This window comes from Variovorax sp. YR566, assembly GCF_051992195.1.
GTDB lineage: Bacteria > Pseudomonadota > Gammaproteobacteria > Burkholderiales > Burkholderiaceae_C > Variovorax.
Window position 1 is genome coordinate 944,572 of record NZ_CP197092.1, and the last position, 20,226, is coordinate 964,797.

Sequence of the window (20,226 nt, forward strand, 5' to 3'; positions counted from 1 at the left end):
CACGCCATGTGGCAGCTCGAAAACCGCACACCCTATGCCGCCGAACGCACCTGGGTGCGCGACCGTGACGGGGCGGAGATCTGGCTCGTGGCGGTGAAGTGCAGCTTCGATATTTCGCCCGAAGGCGAGACGAGCGTTGCCCCCGAACAACCACCTGTCGCGCAGGCGCCCGTCTTCGTCGACGAGGCCGCGCCGCAGCCCAGCCTGCTCTACGAGATGGACCTGGTTCGCACCAAGCTGACGACCGACGTGCTGTTGATCGGCAATGCGCATGCGCCCGGTGGAGTGCCTGTGACGCAGCTCGACGTGGGCCTGCGCATCGGTCCGATCGCCAAGCGGCTGCGCGTGACCGGCGACCGCGTGTGGCTCGGCGGCGCACCATCGGAGCCCGAGCCTTTCAGCATCATGCCGCTGGTGTGGGAGCGCGCATACGGCGGTGTCGATCCGTGGACGCGCGATGCGCCGTTGCCGCAGTTGGATGTGCGCAATCCGGTGGGCACGGGCTTTGTGATGGAGGCTGCGCATGCGGAAGGTGTGCGACTGCCGAATATCGAGTATCCGGATCAATGCGTGCGGGCGTGGAGCGACAGACCGGAGCCTGCGGGGTTCGGGCCGCGGTGCAATCACTGGCAGCCGCGCGCGGGGTTTGCGGGGACGTATGACGAAGCGTGGCAGCGAGATCGGTTGCCGCTGCTGCCGGTGGATTTCGATGACCGGCATTACCAGTGCGCGCCGGGGGATCAGCAGGCGCCGCAGTTTCTCGTGGGCGACGAGCCGGTGCTGATGGTGCATCTGGCACCGCAGCCGCAGATCCGCTTCGCGCTGCCGCGTGTGCTGCTGGGCTTCGAAACCTTCTTCTCCGACGGCACGCAGGTGCTGCATGAGCGACCGCAGTTGCACACGGTGATCCTCGAGCCGGCAGTGATGCGCGTTTCGTTGGTCTGGCACAGCGCGTTGCCTTGCCATCCCAAGGTTCATAAGCTGCTGAAGACGCGCATCGTCGAGAAACGGCTACTGCGCCTGGGCGAGACCGTGCCCGAGCAGGCGGTAGAGGCCTGAGCATGGCCGGCAACGCATTGCAGATCCTCGGGCTCGGCGCCAGCACGCCGATAGGACGCAATGTGTGGGCCAGCGCCGCGGCTGCGCGCGCTGGCGTGTGTGGCTTCTCCGAGCACCCGTACATGGTCGACACGGCCGGCGAGGCGATGCGTATCGCGCGAGCGCCCTGGCTCGACGTGGGCCTCGACGGTGCTGCGCGCCTGGGCGCGCTGCTGCTGCCGGCCATCGAGGAGGCGTTGGCACCGTTGACGGATCTTGACGGAAACGTGTCGCCGCGCATCGGCCTTGCACTGGCGCTGCCGCCGCCGCGCCCCGGGCAGCCTGATGGCTTGGCCGATGACGTGTTGGAGGTCATACGGGAGCGCATGGGTGATCGATTCACCCGCATCGCGCGCTTCGAAGTCGGCCATGCAGCAGGCCACATGGCCGTGGCCGCCGCCGAGGCTGGTTGTGCGCGTGATGCCTTCGATGCATGTGTGGTGGCGGGCACAGATTCATATCTCGCACCCGAGACGCTCGAATGGGTCGAAGCCTGCGATCAACTCCACGGCGGTGGCCCGCTCAACAATGCCTGGGGCTTCATCCCCGGCGAGGCCGCTGGCGCGGTGCTGCTTGGCACGCCCCGTCTGGCTCAGCTGAGCGGCATCGTGCCGCTGGGTGAACTGGTGTCGGTTGGCATCGGCATGGAGTCCAAGCTCATCAAGACGGACGCGGTGTGCATCGGCGAGGGCTTGGCCCAGGCCTTCCGCTCCGCGCTGCGGGCCCTCGCGCCTGGCGAGCAAGTGCACAACGTGTTCTGCGATCTCAACGGGGAGCCCTACCGGGCCGACGAGTTCGGCTTTGCCACGCTGCGCAACGGAGAACACTTTCGCGCAGCGTCGGATTTCATCGCGCCAGCCGATTGCTGGGGTGACGTGGGTGCGGCGGGTTCGCCGCTGCACATGGCGCTGGCTGTCATCGCCAATCGCAAGCGCTACGCCAAGGGGCCGCTGTCGATGGTATGGGGCAGTTCCGAGTCTGGCGAACGCGGGGCGGTGCTGGTGCGCTGCGCTGAACCGATGGGAGGCTGAGTCATGCCGCTCACCATCAGGGTCAACGGCACCAGTCTCACGCTGGTCCACAAGTTCAGCATCGGCATCAGCACCGCGACCATCCCCGACGTGTGCAAGACGCCGAGCCCCGGTGGTCCCGTGCCGGTCCCCTATCCAAACATCGCCAACTCGATCACGCTGTCGAGCGGCACCAGCACCGTCAAAGGCGACAAGGCGATGGCCGCGAACAAGGGTTCGAAGTTCGCCATTTCCAACGGTGACAACGCAGGTGTGGCAGGGGGCGTGAAGTCCAGTACCTTCATGAAGGAGGCAACCTGGATCCTCTACTCCTTCGACGTGAAGATGGACGGCAAGAACACGGCCCGGCTCACGGACAAGATGTTCCATAACTCGGAGAACGCGGCGAATCTGGGTGGAGTGGCTCAGCAGCCGCTGATCGATAAGCTGGACGGGGACCAAGCCCTGGCGCAGAAGCTCTGCGAAGCCGCCTGCAAGGCGATGGAAAAGAAGAAGAAGGGCGACAACAAGAGCAAGAAGAAGGCCAAGCAGAACAAGAAGAAGCAGAAGCCCTCGACCAGCAAGTTCCAGAACGAGATGCGCAACCTGCTGGACCCGCGCAAGCGCGGGACCAAGAATCCGGGGCTGCTCACGGAGGTCGGGCAGGCGGGCAAGGACCTCATCGGCAAATGGGGTTCCAAGGTCGCCAATGGCCGTGCCTTCGTCAAGTGGGACATCGTCATCACCGCAGCCGGCGTCACCCCCGGATTGAAGTCGCTGGGGGTCAAGGACATCAAGCATTTCGTCGAGGTCAAGTTTCCGAAAGACACGCTCACCAAGAATCAGCAGTCTCTGATGGACTCGATGCCGAAATCGCAGAAGGACAAAGTGACTACCATGACCGTCGGCACCGATCCCAATGCAAAACCCCCTCCCGACTGTCTGTGCACTTGAAAGGACGTCAGATGGATGCCGAGAAGTTCACCCTGAAATTCGACAAGCGCGTGGCGGCGGTGCCTTGTCTTGAGCTCGTCGCCTTTTCGTTCGGAGTTCCCGCCGACGGCGCCGGGTTCGCGAGATTCCTGCGCGTCTTCTGCGAGGCGTTTGGTGATCGCCTCTCGGTCTATCGCACGGGCGACATGAAGCGCTTCCGTCCTTTCGATCCCCAGGCACTCGAGGGACCGCGCCACTGGTTTTCCGACCCCGCGTTGTTGGCGACCAAGGTGCTGGGATTCGAGGCGCATGCGGGCGCCACTGCGCGCGACATCGCCGCGCCGGCGCTCGACATATCGTTGATGGGCAACTTCGAACCCCAGCGCTATGTGTTCCGAATGATCCTGCCCGTCGAATCGGGCGACAGCCCGGACCAGGTGGTGCGGCTGGCCCAGGATGCGCTCGCCGAGTTTCCGTTGGCGAGCGGCTATTGCGGCTACTCGCTGCTTTGGGACCGCGACCCTTCGGTGGACCAGGCGATCTGCGACTGGGCCGCCCCTTTGTTGCGACGCCATCCGGGCCTCGGCTATGGCAAGCCGCTGTCTATCGCGAATGCCTCCGAGATGGGCCTGGCTGTGGTGAGCTGGTTGACCCTGCTCGGCCCCGGATTGACGGCCGCGCTGGGGGGGGGCGAGGCGTTGGCGCAGAACGCACCCGCGGAAGTGAGCGTGCTGCCGCTGAGCCCGGGCGGGGCGATGTTGCGCGCCGGAGAGGCGCCGGCACTGGGGGATGTGAATCGGCGGGACCCCCTGCCCGTCTACCACGCCGTCGGCCGCATGGTGGCGCCCGTCGTGGCGCCCGACGACGCACTCGACGAGGTCGCGGTCGATGGCATGCAGGGAGACGACGCCTATGAGTGGTTTCGACGTTTCTTCGTCTGAGCGCTACAGCGGCCTGCTCCTGCTGGAGGTGACACCGGCGCGGGGTCCCGCAGGTGCGATCGAGGTGGTGGAGCGGCGGCTTCGCAGCTTCATCGATGCGATCGGCGCTGGCTTCTTCTTCCCCGCAAGGCTGCGTCCTTCGGCGCCGCTGGAACTTTGGGTCGCAGGTGCGTCAGTGCACGGCCGGGTGGACGTCGGCGATCTGCCCGTGACGGCCCTGGGCGTGCTGGCCGGCATGCTGGCGGATGGGCGCCACCGCGAAGCCTTCATCCAGTCCGCGCGTGCCGTTCTGGGGCAGCGCGAGTTCGACCTGCTGATCGACAGTGGGGTGCGTCCGGCGATGCCGGAATCCCCGCCCTTCGAAGTCGAGTTCCCGGAGGACATGGGCGGCAACTACGCCCTGCTGGTGGAGATCGAATTCGCGCATCCGGTGCCCCCGGATGTGGGCCAGAAGCTGCTCTCCACCCTGGCGTTGTGGGCTCCCCTCACGCTGGCCTACCCTCTGGATCCTGACGTTCCCATGGAAGTCGGCGGTGCGCAGGCCATGTTCAACGACCCGCGCACGATCCACTATCACGAGTGGATCTGGGACAACGCGGACGCCGACGCATGGGATCTGATCGTCAATCTGTGCTGCGCCTGGCACGAGACACTGCCCATCGTGCGGCTGCACTTCGAGTAGGAACTCGCCCCATGGACTTCGACACGCTGTCTTCCGTTGTCGCCGAGCACACCGACGAAGCCTCCTTCCTCTGGCTCCAGCGCGCCAGCGCAGTCCACGCCCCCAACTACTCGCCCCAGCAATTCGCCGACCTCGACGAGCGCCTCGCCGCCCACATCGACGGCCTGCGCGTTGCCGGCGATGAAGGCTGGCAGCATGCACTGGCGATCACCGACAACGAAGGCCCCGAAGACTTCTTCGTCGCCGCCGTGCTCGCCATCGAGGCGGTCGATGGCCGCTTCGATGATCTGGTCGAGCGCGCCAAGGACCTGCCCGAGGTCGTGCCCGGCCTGGTCTCCGCGCTGGGCTGGGTCGAGCCGAAGTATCTTGGTGGCCGCGTCAAGGCCTTGCTTGAGGACGCTTCGCCATTGCGGCAGAAGCTCGGCGTGGCAGCCTGCGCGCTGCATCGGCGCGACGTGGGCCCGCTGCTCGGGCAGCTGCTTGCGGGCGCTCCAGACAGCGTGCGCATCCGCGCGTTGCGCGCGGCCGGCGAGTTGGGCCGTGCCGACCTGTTGCCGCAGGCCCAATCGCTGCTCGGCGAGGCCAAGCCCGAGCTGCGCTTCTGGGCCGCATGGGCGGCGGTGTTGCTCGGCGACCGGGCGCAGGCGCTCGATGCGCTCGCGGCCTTTGCGCTGAAGAGCGGGCTGCGCCAGCCGCGCGCGTTCCAGCTCGCGCTGCAGGCGATGGAGCTGGCACCGGGCCACGCGCTGCTGCTCGACAGCGTCGCGCTGCCCGAGGCGCAGCGCCTGCGCATCATCGGCTCGGGTTTCATTGGCGACGCGCGCTATGTGCCGTGGCTCATCGAGCAGATGGCGCAGCCGGCCACGGCGCGTATCGCGGCCGAGGCCTTCGTCACCATCACGGGCGTGGACTTCAACCTCGCGCAGATGGAGGTTCCGCCGCCCGACGGCTTTGAGGATGGGCCGACCGACGACCCCGACGACGACAACGTCGAGCTGCCCGAGGACATCGCCTTGCCCTGGCCCGACATCGACAAGATCCGTGCGTGGTGGCAGCAGAACGGTGCACGCTTTGCCCCTGGTGTGCGGCTCTTCATGGGGCAGCCGGTCTCGCCCGACAGCTGTACGGGTGTGCTGCGTGAGGGCTTCCAGCGTCAGCGCGTGGCAGCGGCGCTGCATCTGGCGCTGCTCGACGCGCGCGCGCCACTGTTCGCAACCAGCGCGCCGGCGTGGCGGCAGCAGCGCTGGCTTGGCGATGGCATACCTCTTTAGGCGAGATTGCCAACATGCCCCACGGAATGAATACTCCTTGCGAGTTTGTTCGGGCGCATTCAGGCACAGAGCCTTCGGGGGCCGATTCATGATCCATATCGCTGTCATCACCCGGCAAGGCGCTCCGGCGGGGCAGGCCATTGCCGCGGACTTCGGACCCAATGGCGGAACCATCGGGCGGGCCGACACCAACACGCTGGTGCTGGACGACCCGGACCGCACGGTCTCGCGCGTGCATGCGCAGGTGCTGTGCCGTGACGGGCAGTACTTCGTCATCGACCGGGGCAGCAACCCGATGCAGTGCAACGGCGTGTCGCTGGGCTCGGGCAAGGAGGCCGCGCTGACCGATGGTGCGCGGCTGGTGGTGGGCAGCTTCGAGCTCACGGTGCGCGTGACGGCCGCCGCACCGCCGTCGCTGGCCATCCCGAACACGGTGCTTGGAGGGGCTGCCATGGCCGCGCCAGCCGCACCTTCGAGCGACGACCCCTTTGCCGACCTGCTGGCGGGCCTCGCGCCGCCGGCCGCACCAGCGGCAGCGCCCGCCCCAACCCCCGCCACGGCACTGCCTGATTCGCTGCTGTTCCCCGACCCGATGGAAAGCGGCTCGCGCAACGTGCAAGCCGCGCAGATCGATCCTTTCGCGAACCTGCTGGGGCCCACGCCGTCGTCGACGCCGGCGGCCGGGCTTGGCGCGCTCGACGATTTCTCCGACCTCGGCGCGCCGCCCGCGCATGGCAAAGCCGCGGGCATCGACGAGCTGTTCGGCGGCATGGGCAATAGTGGCGGCGGCATCGGCGGCGATCCGCTCGCGCTGTCGCCGCTGGCCGATCCGCTGCTGCAGCCCAATACCGCTTCCGAAGCCGATCCGCTGGCCGCGCTGCAGCACGCGGCGCCGCGTACGCCCACGCCGCGCTCCGACCATCTGCCGATCGACCAGTTCGGCTTCACGCCGCCGAAGGCCGTCGAGCCGCCACCACCGCCGCCCCCCCCGCCTGCACCGCCTCAGGTGGCTGCGCCGGTGCCCGTGCAACCGCTGGCGCAGTTCGACGACATCACCGGCCAGCCGATACGCATCAGCGGGCCCGAGAGTTCCGGCAGGCCCGCCGAGTCGCTGCCGCCGCCCATCGACATCGCGCCTGTGCCACCAGCCAGGCGCACAGCAACGCCGCCACCCGAGCGCATCGCCACCGACGACGAGCTGCTCGCCGCCTTTTTGCGCGGCCTGGCCAGCACGCACCAGCCGCCCGAGATGCTCACGCCGGGCCTGATGGAGCGCATCGGCTCGATGCTGCGCAGCGCCACCGAGGGCACGCTGCAGCTGCTGCTCACGCGCCAGGAGTTCAAGCGCGAGGTGCGCGCCGAGGTCACGATGATCGCGGCGCAGGCCAACAACCCGCTGAAGTTCTCGCCCACGGTCGAGGTGGCGCTGGCCCATCTGCTGGGCCCCGGCGTGCGCGGCTTCATGCCGCCCGAGGCGGCGATGCGCGATGCCTTCAACGACCTGCGCGCGCATCAATTCGGCGTGATGGTGGGCATGCGCGCGGCGCTGGCCCATGTCATCGGGCGCTTCGAGCCGGCGGAGCTGGAGAAGAAGATCAGCGCGAAGTCGGCGCTCGACGCGCTCTTCAGCGCCAACCGCAAGGCCAAGCTCTGGGACCAGTTCGTGTCGCTCTATGGCGGCATCGCGAACGAGGCGGAGGACGATTTCCACAGCCTCTTCGGCAAGGCCTTCCTCGAGGCCTATGAAGAGCAGATGGCGCGCCTGAAGTCCGACGCCTGAAGAAAACCAGAACAACCCCAGCACCCGCGAGGCACCCCGCTTGGAAATCGAAATCGTCACGCTCTCCCGGCAGGGAGGCCGCACCTACAACGAGGACGTGCACGGCCATTGGCACGACGAGCGCTATGTCGCCTGCCTGGTGGCCGACGGCGCGGGCGGCCATGGCGGGGGCGACGTGGCGGCGGCCACTGCGCGCGGCAGCATGCTCGGCGGCTTCTCGGCCGCGCCGGGGCTCGACGAGGCCACGCTGCGCCGGCTGGTGGAGCAGGCCAACCTCGACGTGGTGGCGCGCCAGGCCGAGGGCGGCAAGCTCGCGGGCATGCGCTCGACCATCGTGTTCGCGGCCATCGACCTCGAAAGCCAGGCTCTGGCTTGGGTGCACAGCGGCGACAGCCGGGCCTACCTGTTCCGTGGCGGCGCCATCGTGGCGCGCACCACCGATCACAGCCTGGTGCAGCAGATGGTGGCCGGCGGCATGCTCGACGAAGAGGGCGCGCGGCTGCATCCGCAGCGCAACATGCTGCTGTCGGCGCTGGGCTCGGTCGAGGAGGCGCCCGACATCGCGGTGTCGGACCGCATGCGCCTCTTGCCCGGCGACGTGCTGCTGCTGTGCAGCGACGGCGTGTGGGAGCCGCTGGGCGACGAGTGCCTGATAGACACGCTGCATGCCTCCCGCACACCCAGCCAGTGGACCGAGCTGATCGACGCGCAGGTCAAGGCGAATGCCAAGCCGGGGTACGACAACTACACGGCGCTCACGCTGTGGGTGATCGAGGACGACGAGGACGACGCGACGCGGCTCATGCCCGAAATCGCCGCCTCGACTGACGCGACGAACCCTTGAGCGCTTCCGCTCGAGCGAAGGCGGCGCAGCCAGCCCCAAAAGAAAAACGCCCGTCCATCGGACGGGCGCCAGGCTGGCGGTCGCTGGGGCCGCTCAGCTGTACTTCTTGGCCGTCTTCTTGACCTTCTTCAACGCGCTGCGCAGCAACAGGGGCATGTCTTCCCGGTTCGGCAGGTTGGTGTAGTTGTCGATGCCCTGCTCCTTGCAGCAGTTGGCACAGGCGTTGTTGAGCAGGTCGAGCGCGTAGCGTGTCTTGCTGATCGTGCTGGACGCACCGGGCTCCCGGAACGGATCGAAGATGCCGTCCGGCAGGACCTTGTATCCGAGCGCTATCACCTGCGTCTGGAAGTGCGTGATGTGCTTCTGCGTGATCTGCCCGTAGTAGCCGTCCACGACGATCACCTCTGTCTGGCCGGGAGGTGGGTTCAGATCGTGGTTGAAGCCGAGCAGCTCGTAGTAGAAGATCTTGAACAGCGCCTGCACGAGCATCACGTCTTCACGTGTGTTGGAGCCGATCCGTCCGACCGACCAGTCGGTGTTGTAGGTCGTGAGCAGCGCGCCGCTGCTGCCGATGGTTGGGGTGCTGAATGCCATTGCATTGCTCCGGTGCGGTGAGGACGCATGGAAACCGCACCGGGCACTGGCGCGCCCGATGCCGTGCCCGGCGGTCCGTCGCCCGTCAGCGGGTCTCGGTGGTCGCCACGTTCCAGCCGAACTTGACTTCGCCGCCGCCGGCGCCCTTGTCGTCCTGGGCCTTGTAGGCGAACTCGATGTCCTTGAACGAGCACATCACCTGTTCGTACACGTCGCCGCCCTGCGCGCCGCCGGGGCTCACGGCGGAGATGAAGACTTCCTTCATCGTGACCTTCAGGTACTCCTGCTGGCCTTCGCCGGCCTTGCGGCAGGTCAGGACCATGTCCTTGAAGTGCTTGCCGCTCACGCAGTTCTTGGCCAGCACCGGGGAGGCCTTGTCGTAGGTGTGCGTGAAGTGGAATTCACCGGGCGTGGCCTTGCCCTTGCCCGAGCCGCCGCCAGAGCCTGCGCCTGACGAGTTGGCCACGTTCCAGGACCACGACGAAATCTCGATCTCGTCCTTGTGGTCCTTGTGGGAAGACTCGCCCTTGACGCCGTCGAGCTTGATGTGAAAGTCAGATGACATGTTCCTACTCCTTGGAACCCGATTGCGTTCGGGCGGTTGATGATCGAAACGAGAAAAATGGCTGCCGGCGGTGGGAGGTAAGTTCCGATGCCCGGCAGCTACTCATAGAACGAAACGGAACCGGGAATTCAAGAAGAATCCCCAGATTTTTTTCAGCCGGCGCCCTTGGCCGTCGGCAGCTTGGACACCAGGCGCAAAGAAACCGTGAGGCCTTCGAGCTGGTAGTGCGGGCGCAGGAAGAACTTGGACGTGTAGTAGCCCGGGTTGCCTTCCACTTCCTCGACGACCACTTCGGCGGCCGCCAGGGGCTTCTGCGACTTGGTGATTTCCGACGAGTTGGCCGGGTCGCCGTCCACGTAATTCATGATCCATTTGTTCAGCCAGCGCTGCATGTCCTCGCGCTCCTTGAAGCTGCCGACCTTGTCGCGCACGATGCACTTGAGGTAGTGCGCAAAGCGGTTGCAGGCAAAGAGGTAGGGCAGGCGCGCCGCCAGGTTGGCGTTGGCCGTGGCGTCCGGGTCGTCGTACTCGGCCGGCTTGTTGAGCGACTGGGCGCCGATGAAAGCGGCAAAGTCGGAGTTCTTGCGGTGGATCATCGACAGCAGGCCGGCCTTCGAGAGCTCGGCTTCGCGCCGGTCGCTGATGGCGATCTCGGTCGGGCACTTCTGGTCCACGCCGCCGTCGTCGCTCGGGAAGGTGTGCAGCGGCAGGTTCTCCACCGCGCCGCCCGACTCGATGCCGCGGATGCGCGAACCCCAGCCGTACAGCTTGTACGAACGGTTGATGTTGGTCGCCATCGCGTAGGCCGCATTGGCCCAGGCGTACTTGCTGTGGTCGGCGCCGGCGGTGTCTTCCTCGAAGTCGAACTCTTCCACCGGGTTGGTGTTGGCGCCGTAGGGCGTGCGCGCCAGGAAGCGCGGCATGCACATGCCGAGGTACTTGGAGTCGTCCGACTCGCGCAGGCTGCGCCAGCCGGCGTACTCGGGCGTGAGGAAGATCTTGGTCAGGTCGCGCGGGTTGGCGAGCTCCTGCCACGACTCCATCTGCATCAGGTTGGGGCTGGCGCCGGTGATGAAGGGGGCATGCGCCGACGCGGCGATCTTGGCCATTTCGCCGAGCAGTTCCACGTCGGGCGGGCTCTGGTCGAAGTGGTAGTCGCCCACCAGCGCGCCGAAGGGCTCGCCGCCGAACTGGCCGTACTCCTGCTCGTAGATCTTCTTGAACATCGGGCTCTGGTCCCAGGCTGCGCCCTTGAACTTCTTCAGGCTCTTGGCCAGATCCGTCTTGGAGATGTCCATCACGCGGATCTTCAGGTTCTCGTCGGTCTCGGTGTTGTTCACCATGTAGTGCAGGCCACGCCACGCACTCTCGAGCTTCTGGTATTCGGGGTGGTGGATGATCTTGTTCACCTGGTCGGTGAGCTTGGCGTCGATCGCGGCGATCATGGCCTGGATCGACTTGGTCACGTCCTTGCCGATGACGGTGCTGTTGGCCAGCGCCTGCTGCGCCAGCGTGAGCACCGCGGCTTCGACGGCGCTCTTGGCTTCGTCGCTGCGCGGCTTGAATTCCTTTTGCAACAGCGACGAAAAGTCGCTGCCCGCATACGCGACATCTTTCAGCGCGCTCTGTTCGAGTGCTTCGGTGGCCATGGTGGTTTACTCCTCGTGATCCTGTGTGGCGGTCGGATGGGTGTCGTCGTCAGGCGGCGGGTGTGCCGCCGGCGTCTTCGGGCTTCTTGCTCGCGGCCAGCGTCTGCAGCAGGGCCGGGTCTTCGAGCACCTTGGCCAGCAGGTCTTCGGCGCCGCCCTTGCCGTCCATGTAGGTGACGAGGTTCGACAGCTGCGTGCGCGCCTCGAGCAGCTTGTTCAGCGCGCCCACCTTGCGTGCCACGGCGGCGGGCGAAAAGTCTTCCATGTTCTCGAAGGTAAGCTCCACCTTCAGGTCGCCCTCGCCGGTGAGCGAGTTCTCTACCGCGAAGGCCGCGCGCGGCTTCATGGCTTTCATGCGCGAGTCGAAGTTGTCGACGTCGATCTCCAGGAACTTGCGATCGGCCACCGGCGCGAGCGGATCTGCCGGCTTGCCCGAGAGGTCTGCCAGCACGCCCATCACGAAGGGCAGCTGCACCTTTTTCTCTGCCCCGTAGAGCTCCACGTCGTATTCGATCTGGACCCGGGGCGCCCGGTTGCGGGCGATGAATTTCTGACTGCTCTTGGCCATGGAGATGCTCCTTGCGGGTGTGAATGGGGGCGGGTGTGGGGTGGGTGGTGCTGGCTTACTCGGACGGGCGGCGGCCCGTGACCGTTTCGATGGTGTCCATCGCGTTCGGCGCGAGGTTGGCCATGATTTCGAGAAAACTCACGCCGATGAGCTTCTTGGCGCGCTCGATCAGAAGCGGCGCGGGGTTGCCCGGCTCGGTCTGCTCGAGGTAGCGGATCACGCGGTCGAGCATCTGCACCGCGTCCTGCCGGTTCTGGATCTCGCCCCGCGCGGCGGCGGGGCGGGCGGCCGCGTTGCCGTTCGCCTGTGCATCGGCGGCCGAGTCGCCGGAGGTATCCGAAGCGGCATCGGCCGACGCGCCGCTGGCGGCGGCGCAGGCCTTCTGCAGCACGCGGGCGATGGTGCGAAGCGGCTCGAGGTCGACGGCATCGGCGCGGCCGGTGTGATCGGCGACAAGTTTCTTCAGCTGCTCCACCAGCGCGGGCACGCCGAGGGCGGCCTGGATCGCCTCGGGCCGCTCGGCCTGGATGGCTTCGAGCCCGCCATGCACCTGCGCTGCGGAGTACGCGGCCTCGCCGCCGACGGCGGTGAGCGTGTTGTGGGCAATGGCAATGTCGCGCACGCGGATCGGGCCCACGCCGCGCGCGATGCCGATCTGCGCCTCGTACAGGTCGCGAAGGCCCATGCTCTCGTCGGTCAGCGGCGCGAGCGCGTTCAGGCGCATCGTCGGATCGTTGTCGTCGTCCGCATCCAGCTTTGGATGTATGCCTTCCCAGAAGGTGTCGAGCAATCCGTTGAGCAGGCGCAGCCCGGCGGCGAAGCCTTCCACGCCCTGCATGCGGGTGGATGCGCGCAGCAGCAGCACCGCGGCGCGCACGTCCTTGCTGCGGCGCAGGATGCCGTCGGCCCGTTCGCCCACTTCGCGCCACTCGGGTTCGACCGCGGGGATCACGGTGTCGCCGAACTGCTGCTCGGGCTTGCCCTGCGCGGCCGAGACCAGCGTCATGAAGTCCGCGTCGTACTCGAGATCGTCGCCGCACGGCGAAGCCTCGCCGATGGGCGCGAGCAGTGTGGCTGCGAGTTCGTTGGTCAGCATGTTGCCTGTTGGAGTTCGCTGGTGATAATCAAAGATGCGTCTTGACCGGTCAATGCAACGAAGGGAATAGCATGCGCACGCTGGGTACACACCATTCGTCCTATGAAGGCCTCCTTGGCGCGGCAACGCGGCGCCGCATCGCAGCTCTTGGCCTTGCTGCAGCGGGTCTTTTCATCGCGGGCTGCGCGAGCAAACCGGTGGTCACCACGGTGGCCGTGACCCTCACGGCCGGCGCCGATGCCAACCCCGATGCACGTGGACGGGCCTCGCCGCTCACCGTGCGCGTGTATGCATTGAAGTCGCCCGGCCCGTTCGAGGGCGCAGATTTCTTCTCGCTGTTCGAGAAAGACCAGGCCACGCTCGGCGCTGAACTCGTGCAGCGCGAAGAAGTGCTGCTGCGGCCCGGCGAGACGAAGAAGCTCGACTTCAACCTGCCGCCCGATGCGAAGTCCATCGGCGTGATGGCGGCGTTCCGCGATCTCGACCGTGCGCGCTGGCGCGAAGTGCGCCCGGTCACCACGGGCAAGGCGCAGGCGCTCGACGTGAACTTCGGCGCACGCGCGATCCGTATCGACGCGAAGTAGTCGCCGCACCTTGCCCCGGGGGCGGCTCATGACGGCCGCCCTGGCCGCACCAGCGGTTGGTCGGCGGGCAGGAAGTGCTCGAACAGATCGTTCACGAAGGCCCCGCCGGTTGAGTCCGATGCGGCTGCCGTGAGGTAGAGCCCGCGCCAGCGCGGCGCGCGCGAGGTCTTGCCGTGGTTCTCGAACAGCACCTGCGCGAACTGGCGCAGGCCGGGCTGCAGCGCGCGCACGGCCTCCACGAATTCGTGAATGGCGAGCCGGCCCGCGGCGCCGGGCTGCTCGCGCAGCAGCGCCATGCGCAGCGCGTGCAGGTGCTTCGCGATGGGCTCGAACACGGTATCCAGCCGCTCGCCGGCCGGTGTCTCGATGAAGGGCGAGGCGTCGGTCAGCCGGTGCCCCAGCACCTGCGCCAGCACTTCGGGCGGCAGCGCGCCGCGCAGGGCCGCATAGCCCGTGAGCTGTTCGAGCCCGGTCACGACGAGGTAGGTGGGCAGCTGCAGGCGCAGGTTGTCGCTGGTTTCGTCGAGCAGGCGGCGCGCCCGTAAGGCCAGCGACTTCAGCTCCGTGGCATCGGCATGCAGCAGCTCGCCCGCCGCCACGCCCACCACCAGGCCGTTGAGCGGCAGCCGGTCGCGCCGCTCGGCCAGCGCGAGCAGCGACTGCAGCCACAGGCCGCGCAGCGGCGGCGTACCGGCCGTGTCGCCGAGCGCGCCCGGATGGATCTCTATGGCCACCGTCGCGCCTGTGAGCCACCAGTGCCACCACGTTGCGCCGAAGGGTTTGCCGCCACCTCCGCTCGCAGGTTCGGGCGGGGGCACGCGGTCGGCGTGCGCCGTCGCGAACAGGCCGGCCAGGTTGGCCGCAGCGTCGCCGAAGCACAGGAACCACGGCGCGGGCACCGCGGCTTTCGGCCGTGGCGAGCGGCGCAAGGCCTGCTGCGCCTGCGCCATGTCGTCCCTCAGGGCGTCGATGGCAGCCTCGTCGGCGCCGGTGGATGGCGCGCCGAGCGCCGCGATGCGCTTCTGCAGCCCACGCCTGCGCGCACCGCGGCCCGCATCGCGCACCACCGCGTACAGCAGGCCGAAGCCGAGCAGGCACAGCGCCAGCAGCAGCCAGAAGCGATGGGTGGGCGAGAGCAGGGCATTCATCGGGAAACGGTCTCGAGGAAGACGAAGTCGGCGATCAGCCGCTCGCTGCTCTTGCCGGCCGCGAGCGCTTCGCGCAGCCGCAGCAGGTAGGCGGAGGCCAGCTCGAAGGGCGGTCGGTCGGAGGTCTCGGCAAAAGGTATTGGCGACGACAGCACCGTGACCAGCACGCTGCCGAAGGGCGGGCTCACCAGCCAGCTCGACGGAATGTCGCGGCCCAGCTCCAGCGTTTCGCCGGCGTGCAGCCGCGTGGGCACCTGCCCGGTATTGAGGTGCATGACCGAGCCGTCGACCGTGTAGTAGTCGACCCAGATGTAGCTGTCGTGGCGCGGCGCCACCACTTGCACGCGCACGTTGTCGCCCTCGCGCAGCTGGCCTTCGCGGGCCGAGAGCGCGGTCACGTCCAGCCCGTAGACCTTCTCGTTGTTGCGCATCTGGTAAGGCTTGAGGATGGCGAACACCTCGCAGTGCGGCCACACGCGCAGGCCGATGTCGAAGCGCGGCGCCTTCACGCCGGGCAGCGCGCTCACTTCGTGCTCCACGCGCGGCAGGTCGCCCGGCAGCGAGACGAAGCCGGTCACTTGCGTGCGGCCGTCCCGGTCGACGGTGGCCGTGAGGTCGGCGCAGGCGAAAGTCTGCAGGTGCTGCTCGACGCGCTGGCTCAGGCCGGTGGCGGCCGCGGGCGGCCCGGTGGACCACAGCCACAGCAGGTAGAGCAGGGGCAGCGCCAGCGCCAGCGCGGCGCTGCTCAGCAGCAGCGTGCGGTCGCGCCGGCGCGTGTCGTTGGGGCCGCGCGGGTCGGGCACCTCGTAGGGCTGCGGCGTGATGTGGTCCTGCACCAGGCTGCCGGTGGGCAGCGGGCGCAGCAGCAGCTGGCTGCCGTGCAGGTCTTTCAGCTTGCCCAGCTCGCCCTGGTCGCCGTCCTCGAAGTAGTACTGGCCCTTGAAGCCGAGCGCCAGCGCATGCCAGTACACCTCGCGCACCGCGTCGTCCCGCGCGCCCAGGGCCGACAGGTGGTGGAAGAACTCGCTGTGCGCGTTGTTGGAGTTGAAGAGCTGCACCTGCAGCGGGGCCGCCGTGCTTGCCGCCGAGGTGGCCTCGGGGTGGCGAGCGAGGATTTCGTCGATCCAGGCCACCATTGCGAAAGCCGCCGATTCGATCTGCCCCGCGGGCGTGCCCGAGGCCTCGGCGGCGGCGCGGGCCGCATCGAGCCGCTGGCGGGCCTGCTGCTGTGCAGCATCGTGCGCCAGCATGGGCGAGCCGGCCGCGATCGATGCGTCCAGTGCGAGGCCGAACGAGATGAAGCTGGAGAAGCAGTCTAGAAGGCGGGCCATGGGCGGGCCCGCTCAGCCATGCGTTGCGAAGGATGCCCGGCGCCAGAGTCTGCTGCGATGGCACATGCCCATGTCCCCGGTTCCTTCGAGTAGGCGTTCATTCTTCCAAAGGGGGCGCGGCGGGCGCCATATCGCTTGGGGTCTATGCCGTTGGTGGGGCGGGCGGCCTTGCTGCGCGGGGCATTCGCCGGTATCTTCAGCGTCTGCAAGTGCACTGCACGCTGGGACACGGGGAAAGACATCATGAAAATCCTGATCGCCGACGACCACCGGCTCGTCATCGAGGCGGTCAAAGCCAAGTTGTCGGAGCTGGAGCCTGGCATCGAATTCGTTCTGACGATGAGCGTCGACGAATTGCTTGCCGGAGCCACCGACGACCTCGACCTGGCCCTGATCGACCTCAACATGCCAGGCGCCGACGGCCAGGCCCACATCGACGAAATCCGCCGCCGCCATCCGGCCGTGCCGGTGATCGTGCTGTCGGGCTACGAAGACCCGGCCATCATGCGCAGCGCGCTCGAGCGCGGCGTGCTGGGCTTCATTCCCAAGGCGTATTCGCCCGAGGTCATGCTCTCGGCCGTGCGGCTGGTGCTGGCCGGCGGTGTGTATGTGCCGCCGATGATGCTCACGGCGCTGCCACCGGGCATCGTGGCCGGCGTGGCGCCGCAGGCGGCTGCCGAGTCTCTGACGCGCGGCGCAGGCGGCGGCAATGGCGGCACCCAGACGCTGGAGCACCTGCGCAACGTGCTCACCGAGCGCCAGGTCGAGGTGTTGCAGCTGCTGTCGCAGGGCAAGCCCAACAAGCTGATCGGGCGCAGCCTGGGCATCAGCGAAGGCACCGTGAAGATCCATCTGGCAGCCATCTTTCGCGCGCTCAATGTGCGCAACCGCACAGAGGCGGTGGTGGCTGCGCAGGCGCTGACCGAGGCGCAGCAGGCCTAGGCTGCGCGCAATTCAGGGGGCGGTGCGGTGTCGGCACTGCCGCGCAACCCCTCTTTTCTCTGCGCAATGGCTTCAGACAGGAATTCCGCATCGCGCGCCACGCCCGAGAAGCGACCCGAACCCCAGGTGTGGAGCCAGGGCAGCCCGAGAAAGTAAAGCCCCGGCTCGTTCGTCACGCCGCGCAGGTGCACCGGCGCGCCGCGCCCGTTGAACACCGGCGCATCGACCCATGCGAAATCGGGTGAGAAGCCGATGCACCAGACCACGCTGGTGATGCCCGCAGCACCAAGGTCGAGCCGCGTGCGTTCTTCCTGCGGCTCCCACACCGGCGTGTAGACCGAAGGCGGCGGCGCCTCGATGCCCTGCGCGGCGATGTGCTTGTCGATCGATGCGTTGATGCGGTTGTAGGTGCCGTCGGCCTGGTCGAGGTTGTCGCGCAGGTTGGGCTGCAGCTCGAAGGCGCCGTGGTCGAAGCCGCTCAGCAGGCCATACAGCTCCATGCCTTCGAGCGCAAAGCGCCGCAGGTCGATGTCGCGTCCGCCGTCGCGGCCGGTCACGTAGTGGTTGGTGTTGTCGCGCACGCCTTCGCGCAGCGGATGCTCGGTGACCGGCATGTCATAGTACTTCATGTCGGCAAGCCAGTCGACCACCTCGCGGCCCCGGTAGAAGCGCGCACAGCGCGGCGCGTTGCCGGTGGCCAGGTGCACCTTGCGGCCGGCCAGGTGCAGGTCTTCGGCGATCTGCGCGCCCGACTGGCCGCAGCCCACCACCAGCACCGCGCCCTCGGGCAGCTGCGCCGGGTTGCGGTACTGCGCCGAGTGGAACTGCGCCACGCTTGCAGGCAGCTTCTCGGCCAGGCGCGGCACGATGGGGCGGTGGTAGCCGCCGGAGGCCACCACCACCTGGTCGGCGGTGTAGAGGCCGGCGTCGGTCTGTACGCTGAAGCGCTCGCGTTCGCCACCGCGCGATACGCGTTCGACAGTCACGCCTTCGATGGCCGGCGCCTTCACGTGCTCGACGAAGCCCGCGAGCCATTCGTTGATCTGGTCCTTGACCATGAAGCCGTGCGGATCGCTGCCGATGTAGCCCCAGCCCGGCAGCTGGCACTGCCAGTTGGGCGTGACGAGGCAGAACGAATCCCAGCGCTGCGTGCGCCAGGTGTGCACGAGGCTGCGCTTCTCGATCACGAGGTGATCGATGCCGCGCTGCTGCAGGCAATGGCTCAGCGACAGGCCGGCCTGGCCGCCGCCGACGATGACGACGCTGTAGTGGCTGCGTCCGCCGTAGGGGTGTGACATGGGTTTCTTCTTTCTCTCTCTGGATGTGGGGACGGTCAGTCGAAGGCGACGACGGTGACCTGGGCCTCTGCGGTTTCGCTGAAGCGCGCGGCGATGTGTTCGATCTCGGCGAGCTGGTCCATGGCCTGCGAGCAGGCGAAGCCGTACTTCGCGCGAACCCGCTCCGAGGCCATGCCCAATGCCTCGCGCGTGCGCCGCATGAAGTCGGCCAGGGCGTAGCGCTCGCCGGGCGCAAGGTAGTCGCGCACCACGCTGGAAGGCGAATAGCAGCGTGTTTCGCTGGCGTCGGGCCAGCGCACGCGGAAGTGCATCACAGGCATGCGGAGGGCTCCAGCAGGGCGAGAGGTGGCTGGATGAAGGCGTCGCTGCCGAAGTCCCACAGCAGCGCTTCTTCGCCTTCGGCGCGCAGCCGTACCTGCCGGGTGGCATCGACCTCGCCGATCACACCGCAGGCGATGTCGCGCGCGGCAAAGCGCGCCATCACCGAGGCCACCTGCACGGGTGCCACGCTGAGCACGAAGCCGTAGCTCGGAAACGTCGACAGCCAGCGCAGCAGCGGCACGCCGCCCGGCCGTGGCAGCGCGTCGAGGTCGATGCGCGCGCCAACGCCAGAGCACTCGAGCAGCATCATGGCCGTGCCCACTGCACCGGCCATGCTGATGTCCTTGGCGGCGCCGCACAGGCCGTCTTCGGCGATGGCCGGCAGCAGCTCCAGGTCTGCACGCAGCCGCGCGGCGGGCGCGCGGGTCGAGGCGTTCCAGTACGGAAAGGGCTCTTCGTAGGCGCCGCGCAGGTCGGCGGCCATCACGAGCAGGTCGCCCGGCTTCGCGTCGAAGCTGGTCAGCAGCCGGCGCGCGTGGCCGAGGATGGCGACTGCCAACTGCGGCCGCTCGCTGCGGTTGTTGCTGTGCCCGCCCACGATGGGCACGCCGTAGCGCACGGCGGCCTCGGCCATGCCGCGCAGCACGTCGTCGGCGGGGCTCATGCCGCTGCTCCACAGTGCATCGACCACGGCCGTGGGGCGCCCGCCCATGGCGTAGATGTCGCTCACGTTGGCCATCACGCCGCAGTAGCCCGCGAACCACGGCATGCGCACGATGAAGTCTTCCACCAGCCCTTCGATGGCGAACAGCAGGTAGCCGCCATGGCCGTCGGGGATGGCCGCGCAGTCGTCGCCGATGGGCACGGCCTGCGCGAGCGCGGCATGGCCGCCGGGCAGCGAGCGGCCCAGCGCCGACACCACGTCGCTGATGTCCCGCTTGTGGGCGAAGCCGCGCGTGGCGCGCAAGGCCTCTGCAATCTCGTGGACCTTCGTCGTCATGCCAGCACCTTGGCGCGCGTGACGAAGCCGCTCACGGGGTCGTGGCATGGCGGATAGCGGCCCAGGTCGGCCTGCATGCGCGCATGCGGGCGGCCGTGCACGCTCGTTTCTTCGAGCACCGTCCAGCCGAGCTTGTTGAACAGCGGCACGTTCTGCATCTGCACCTGCGCGAGAAAGGTCGCGCAACCCAGCGCGTTGGCGCGCGACACCGCCAGCCGTATCAACGTCGCGCCCAGGTGCCCCTGGCTGCGGAACGCGGGGTGCACGGCCAGCCGCGAGCCCCACCATTCGCCTTCGGCTTCACCGCGATGGATTCGCACAGTGCCCACCACCTGCTCGGGCATGCCGCCGTTGCACGACATGGCCACCAGCAAGCGCGCATGGTCGTCGATGGCATCGCGGTCGTCGCGCACGAAGATGCCCTGTTCGATGCAGAACACCGCGCGGCGCAGCGCCATGGCCTCGTCGCGCTCCCACTGCTGGGCGGCTTCGCGCACCAGGTATTCGACGGGCGCGTAGTGGTCGCCCATCCGTTCGCGCATCTCGCAGAGGTCGTCGATGCAAAGCATGT

At 67.8% G+C, this 20,226-nt stretch carries 21 protein-coding genes; 10 read left to right on the forward strand and 11 right to left on the reverse strand.

Annotation, left to right across the window (positions count from 1 at the left end; genetic code table 11):
* Positions 1 to 6: 6 nt before the first annotated feature.
* The 8 genes from ACTG4X_RS04350 to ACTG4X_RS04385 all read left to right on the forward strand — a co-directional run bounded on the left by ACTG4X_RS04350 (position 7) and on the right by ACTG4X_RS04385 (position 8,559).
* Positions 7 to 1,059, forward strand: a complete 1,053-nt coding sequence (locus tag ACTG4X_RS04350; protein ID WP_097200381.1) for a DUF2169 family type VI secretion system accessory protein — start codon at positions 7 to 9, stop codon at positions 1,057 to 1,059.
* Positions 1,060 to 1,061: 2 nt separating this feature from the next.
* A complete protein-coding gene (locus tag ACTG4X_RS04355) occupies positions 1,062 to 2,129 on the forward strand; it encodes a beta-ketoacyl synthase (protein ID WP_097200380.1) in 1,068 nt (355 codons plus the stop codon).
* Positions 2,130 to 2,132: 3 nt separating this feature from the next.
* The gene (locus tag ACTG4X_RS04360) at positions 2,133 to 3,062 is read left to right on the forward strand and encodes a DUF4150 domain-containing protein (protein WP_097200379.1); all 930 of its coding nucleotides are present in this window, start codon (positions 2,133 to 2,135) and stop codon (positions 3,060 to 3,062) included.
* Positions 3,063 to 3,073: 11 nt separating this feature from the next.
* Positions 3,074 to 3,982, forward strand: a complete 909-nt coding sequence (locus tag ACTG4X_RS04365) for a type VI immunity family protein (protein WP_440533292.1) — start codon at positions 3,074 to 3,076, stop codon at positions 3,980 to 3,982.
* Entirely contained in the window at positions 3,954 to 4,664 is a 711-nt protein-coding gene (locus tag ACTG4X_RS04370) for a hypothetical protein (protein WP_097200377.1), read from the forward strand. Before ACTG4X_RS04365 ends, ACTG4X_RS04370 begins: the two co-directional genes overlap by 29 nt.
* A gap of 11 nt (positions 4,665 to 4,675) precedes the next feature.
* Positions 4,676 to 5,935: a TIGR02270 family protein gene (locus tag ACTG4X_RS04375; RefSeq protein ID WP_440533293.1), complete on the forward strand. Its 1,260-nt coding sequence runs from the start codon at positions 4,676 to 4,678 to the stop codon at positions 5,933 to 5,935.
* 88 nt (positions 5,936 to 6,023) lie between these two features.
* Positions 6,024 to 7,715, forward strand: a complete 1,692-nt coding sequence (tagH, locus tag ACTG4X_RS04380; RefSeq protein ID WP_097200375.1) for a type VI secretion system-associated FHA domain protein TagH — start codon at positions 6,024 to 6,026, stop codon at positions 7,713 to 7,715.
* Between the two features lie 40 nt (positions 7,716 to 7,755).
* Positions 7,756 to 8,559, forward strand: coding sequence for a PP2C family protein-serine/threonine phosphatase (locus tag ACTG4X_RS04385; protein ID WP_097200374.1), 804 nt, complete (start codon positions 7,756 to 7,758; stop codon positions 8,557 to 8,559).
* Between the two features lie 93 nt (positions 8,560 to 8,652).
* On the opposite strand, the gene ACTG4X_RS04390 is transcribed toward ACTG4X_RS04385, so the two are convergent.
* From ACTG4X_RS04390 to tssA, 5 genes are all read right to left on the reverse strand, one after another.
* Positions 8,653 to 9,153 carry a peptidoglycan-binding domain-containing protein gene (locus ACTG4X_RS04390; RefSeq protein WP_093077099.1) on the reverse strand — a complete coding sequence of 167 codons (501 nt, stop codon included), beginning with the start codon at positions 9,151 to 9,153 and terminating at the stop codon, positions 8,653 to 8,655.
* Positions 9,154 to 9,238: 85 nt separating this feature from the next.
* Entirely contained in the window at positions 9,239 to 9,718 is a 480-nt protein-coding gene (locus tag ACTG4X_RS04395; RefSeq protein WP_093058763.1) for an Hcp family type VI secretion system effector, read from the reverse strand.
* Between the two features lie 152 nt (positions 9,719 to 9,870).
* Entirely contained in the window at positions 9,871 to 11,367 is a 1,497-nt protein-coding gene (gene tssC, locus ACTG4X_RS04400) for a type VI secretion system contractile sheath large subunit (RefSeq protein WP_093058764.1), read from the reverse strand.
* A gap of 49 nt (positions 11,368 to 11,416) precedes the next feature.
* Positions 11,417 to 11,935, reverse strand: coding sequence for a type VI secretion system contractile sheath small subunit (gene tssB, locus ACTG4X_RS04405; RefSeq protein WP_093058765.1), 519 nt, complete (start codon positions 11,933 to 11,935; stop codon positions 11,417 to 11,419).
* A gap of 55 nt (positions 11,936 to 11,990) precedes the next feature.
* On the reverse strand, positions 11,991 to 13,031 hold the full coding sequence (tssA, locus tag ACTG4X_RS04410; RefSeq protein ID WP_440533294.1) for a type VI secretion system protein TssA: 1,041 nt from the start codon (positions 13,029 to 13,031) through the stop codon (positions 11,991 to 11,993).
* Positions 13,032 to 13,102: 71 nt separating this feature from the next.
* Here tssA and tssJ point away from each other — a divergent pair, with 71 nt between their 5' ends.
* The gene (gene tssJ, locus ACTG4X_RS04415; protein WP_097200372.1) at positions 13,103 to 13,615 is read left to right on the forward strand and encodes a type VI secretion system lipoprotein TssJ; all 513 of its coding nucleotides are present in this window, start codon (positions 13,103 to 13,105) and stop codon (positions 13,613 to 13,615) included.
* 26 nt (positions 13,616 to 13,641) lie between these two features.
* Here tssJ and ACTG4X_RS04420 read toward each other — a convergent pair whose 3' ends face one another.
* Positions 13,642 to 14,763, reverse strand: a complete 1,122-nt coding sequence (locus tag ACTG4X_RS04420) for a type VI secretion system protein (RefSeq protein WP_440533295.1) — start codon at positions 14,761 to 14,763, stop codon at positions 13,642 to 13,644.
* Positions 14,760 to 16,094: a DotU family type IV/VI secretion system protein gene (locus tag ACTG4X_RS04425; protein ID WP_440533296.1), complete on the reverse strand. Its 1,335-nt coding sequence runs from the start codon at positions 16,092 to 16,094 to the stop codon at positions 14,760 to 14,762. The genes ACTG4X_RS04420 and ACTG4X_RS04425 overlap by 4 nt, the downstream gene beginning before the upstream one ends.
* A 243-nt stretch (positions 16,095 to 16,337) precedes the next feature.
* On the opposite strand from ACTG4X_RS04425, the gene ACTG4X_RS04430 reads away from it, so the two are divergent.
* Entirely contained in the window at positions 16,338 to 17,036 is a 699-nt protein-coding gene (locus ACTG4X_RS04430; protein WP_093058816.1) for a response regulator transcription factor, read from the forward strand.
* On the opposite strand, the gene ACTG4X_RS04435 is transcribed toward ACTG4X_RS04430, so the two are convergent.
* The 4 genes from ACTG4X_RS04435 to ACTG4X_RS04450 are packed head-to-tail and all read right to left on the reverse strand — an operon-like array spanning position 17,033 to position 20,224.
* Entirely contained in the window at positions 17,033 to 18,334 is a 1,302-nt protein-coding gene (locus ACTG4X_RS04435; protein ID WP_440533297.1) for an MSMEG_0569 family flavin-dependent oxidoreductase, read from the reverse strand. The two genes, ACTG4X_RS04430 and ACTG4X_RS04435, sit on opposite strands and share 4 nt — an antisense overlap.
* Positions 18,335 to 18,369: 35 nt before the next feature.
* Complete coding sequence (locus ACTG4X_RS04440; protein ID WP_093058771.1) at positions 18,370 to 18,654, reverse strand: MSMEG_0570 family nitrogen starvation response protein; 285 nt, start codon at positions 18,652 to 18,654, stop codon at positions 18,370 to 18,372.
* On the reverse strand, positions 18,645 to 19,655 hold the full coding sequence (locus ACTG4X_RS04445; protein WP_440533298.1) for a sll0787 family AIR synthase-like protein: 1,011 nt from the start codon (positions 19,653 to 19,655) through the stop codon (positions 18,645 to 18,647). Before ACTG4X_RS04445 ends, ACTG4X_RS04440 begins: the two co-directional genes overlap by 10 nt.
* Positions 19,652 to 20,224, reverse strand: a complete 573-nt coding sequence (locus ACTG4X_RS04450) for an MSMEG_0567/Sll0786 family nitrogen starvation N-acetyltransferase (RefSeq protein ID WP_097200367.1) — start codon at positions 20,222 to 20,224, stop codon at positions 19,652 to 19,654. The genes ACTG4X_RS04445 and ACTG4X_RS04450 overlap by 4 nt, the downstream gene beginning before the upstream one ends.
* Between the last annotated feature and the right edge of the window lie 2 nt (positions 20,225 to 20,226).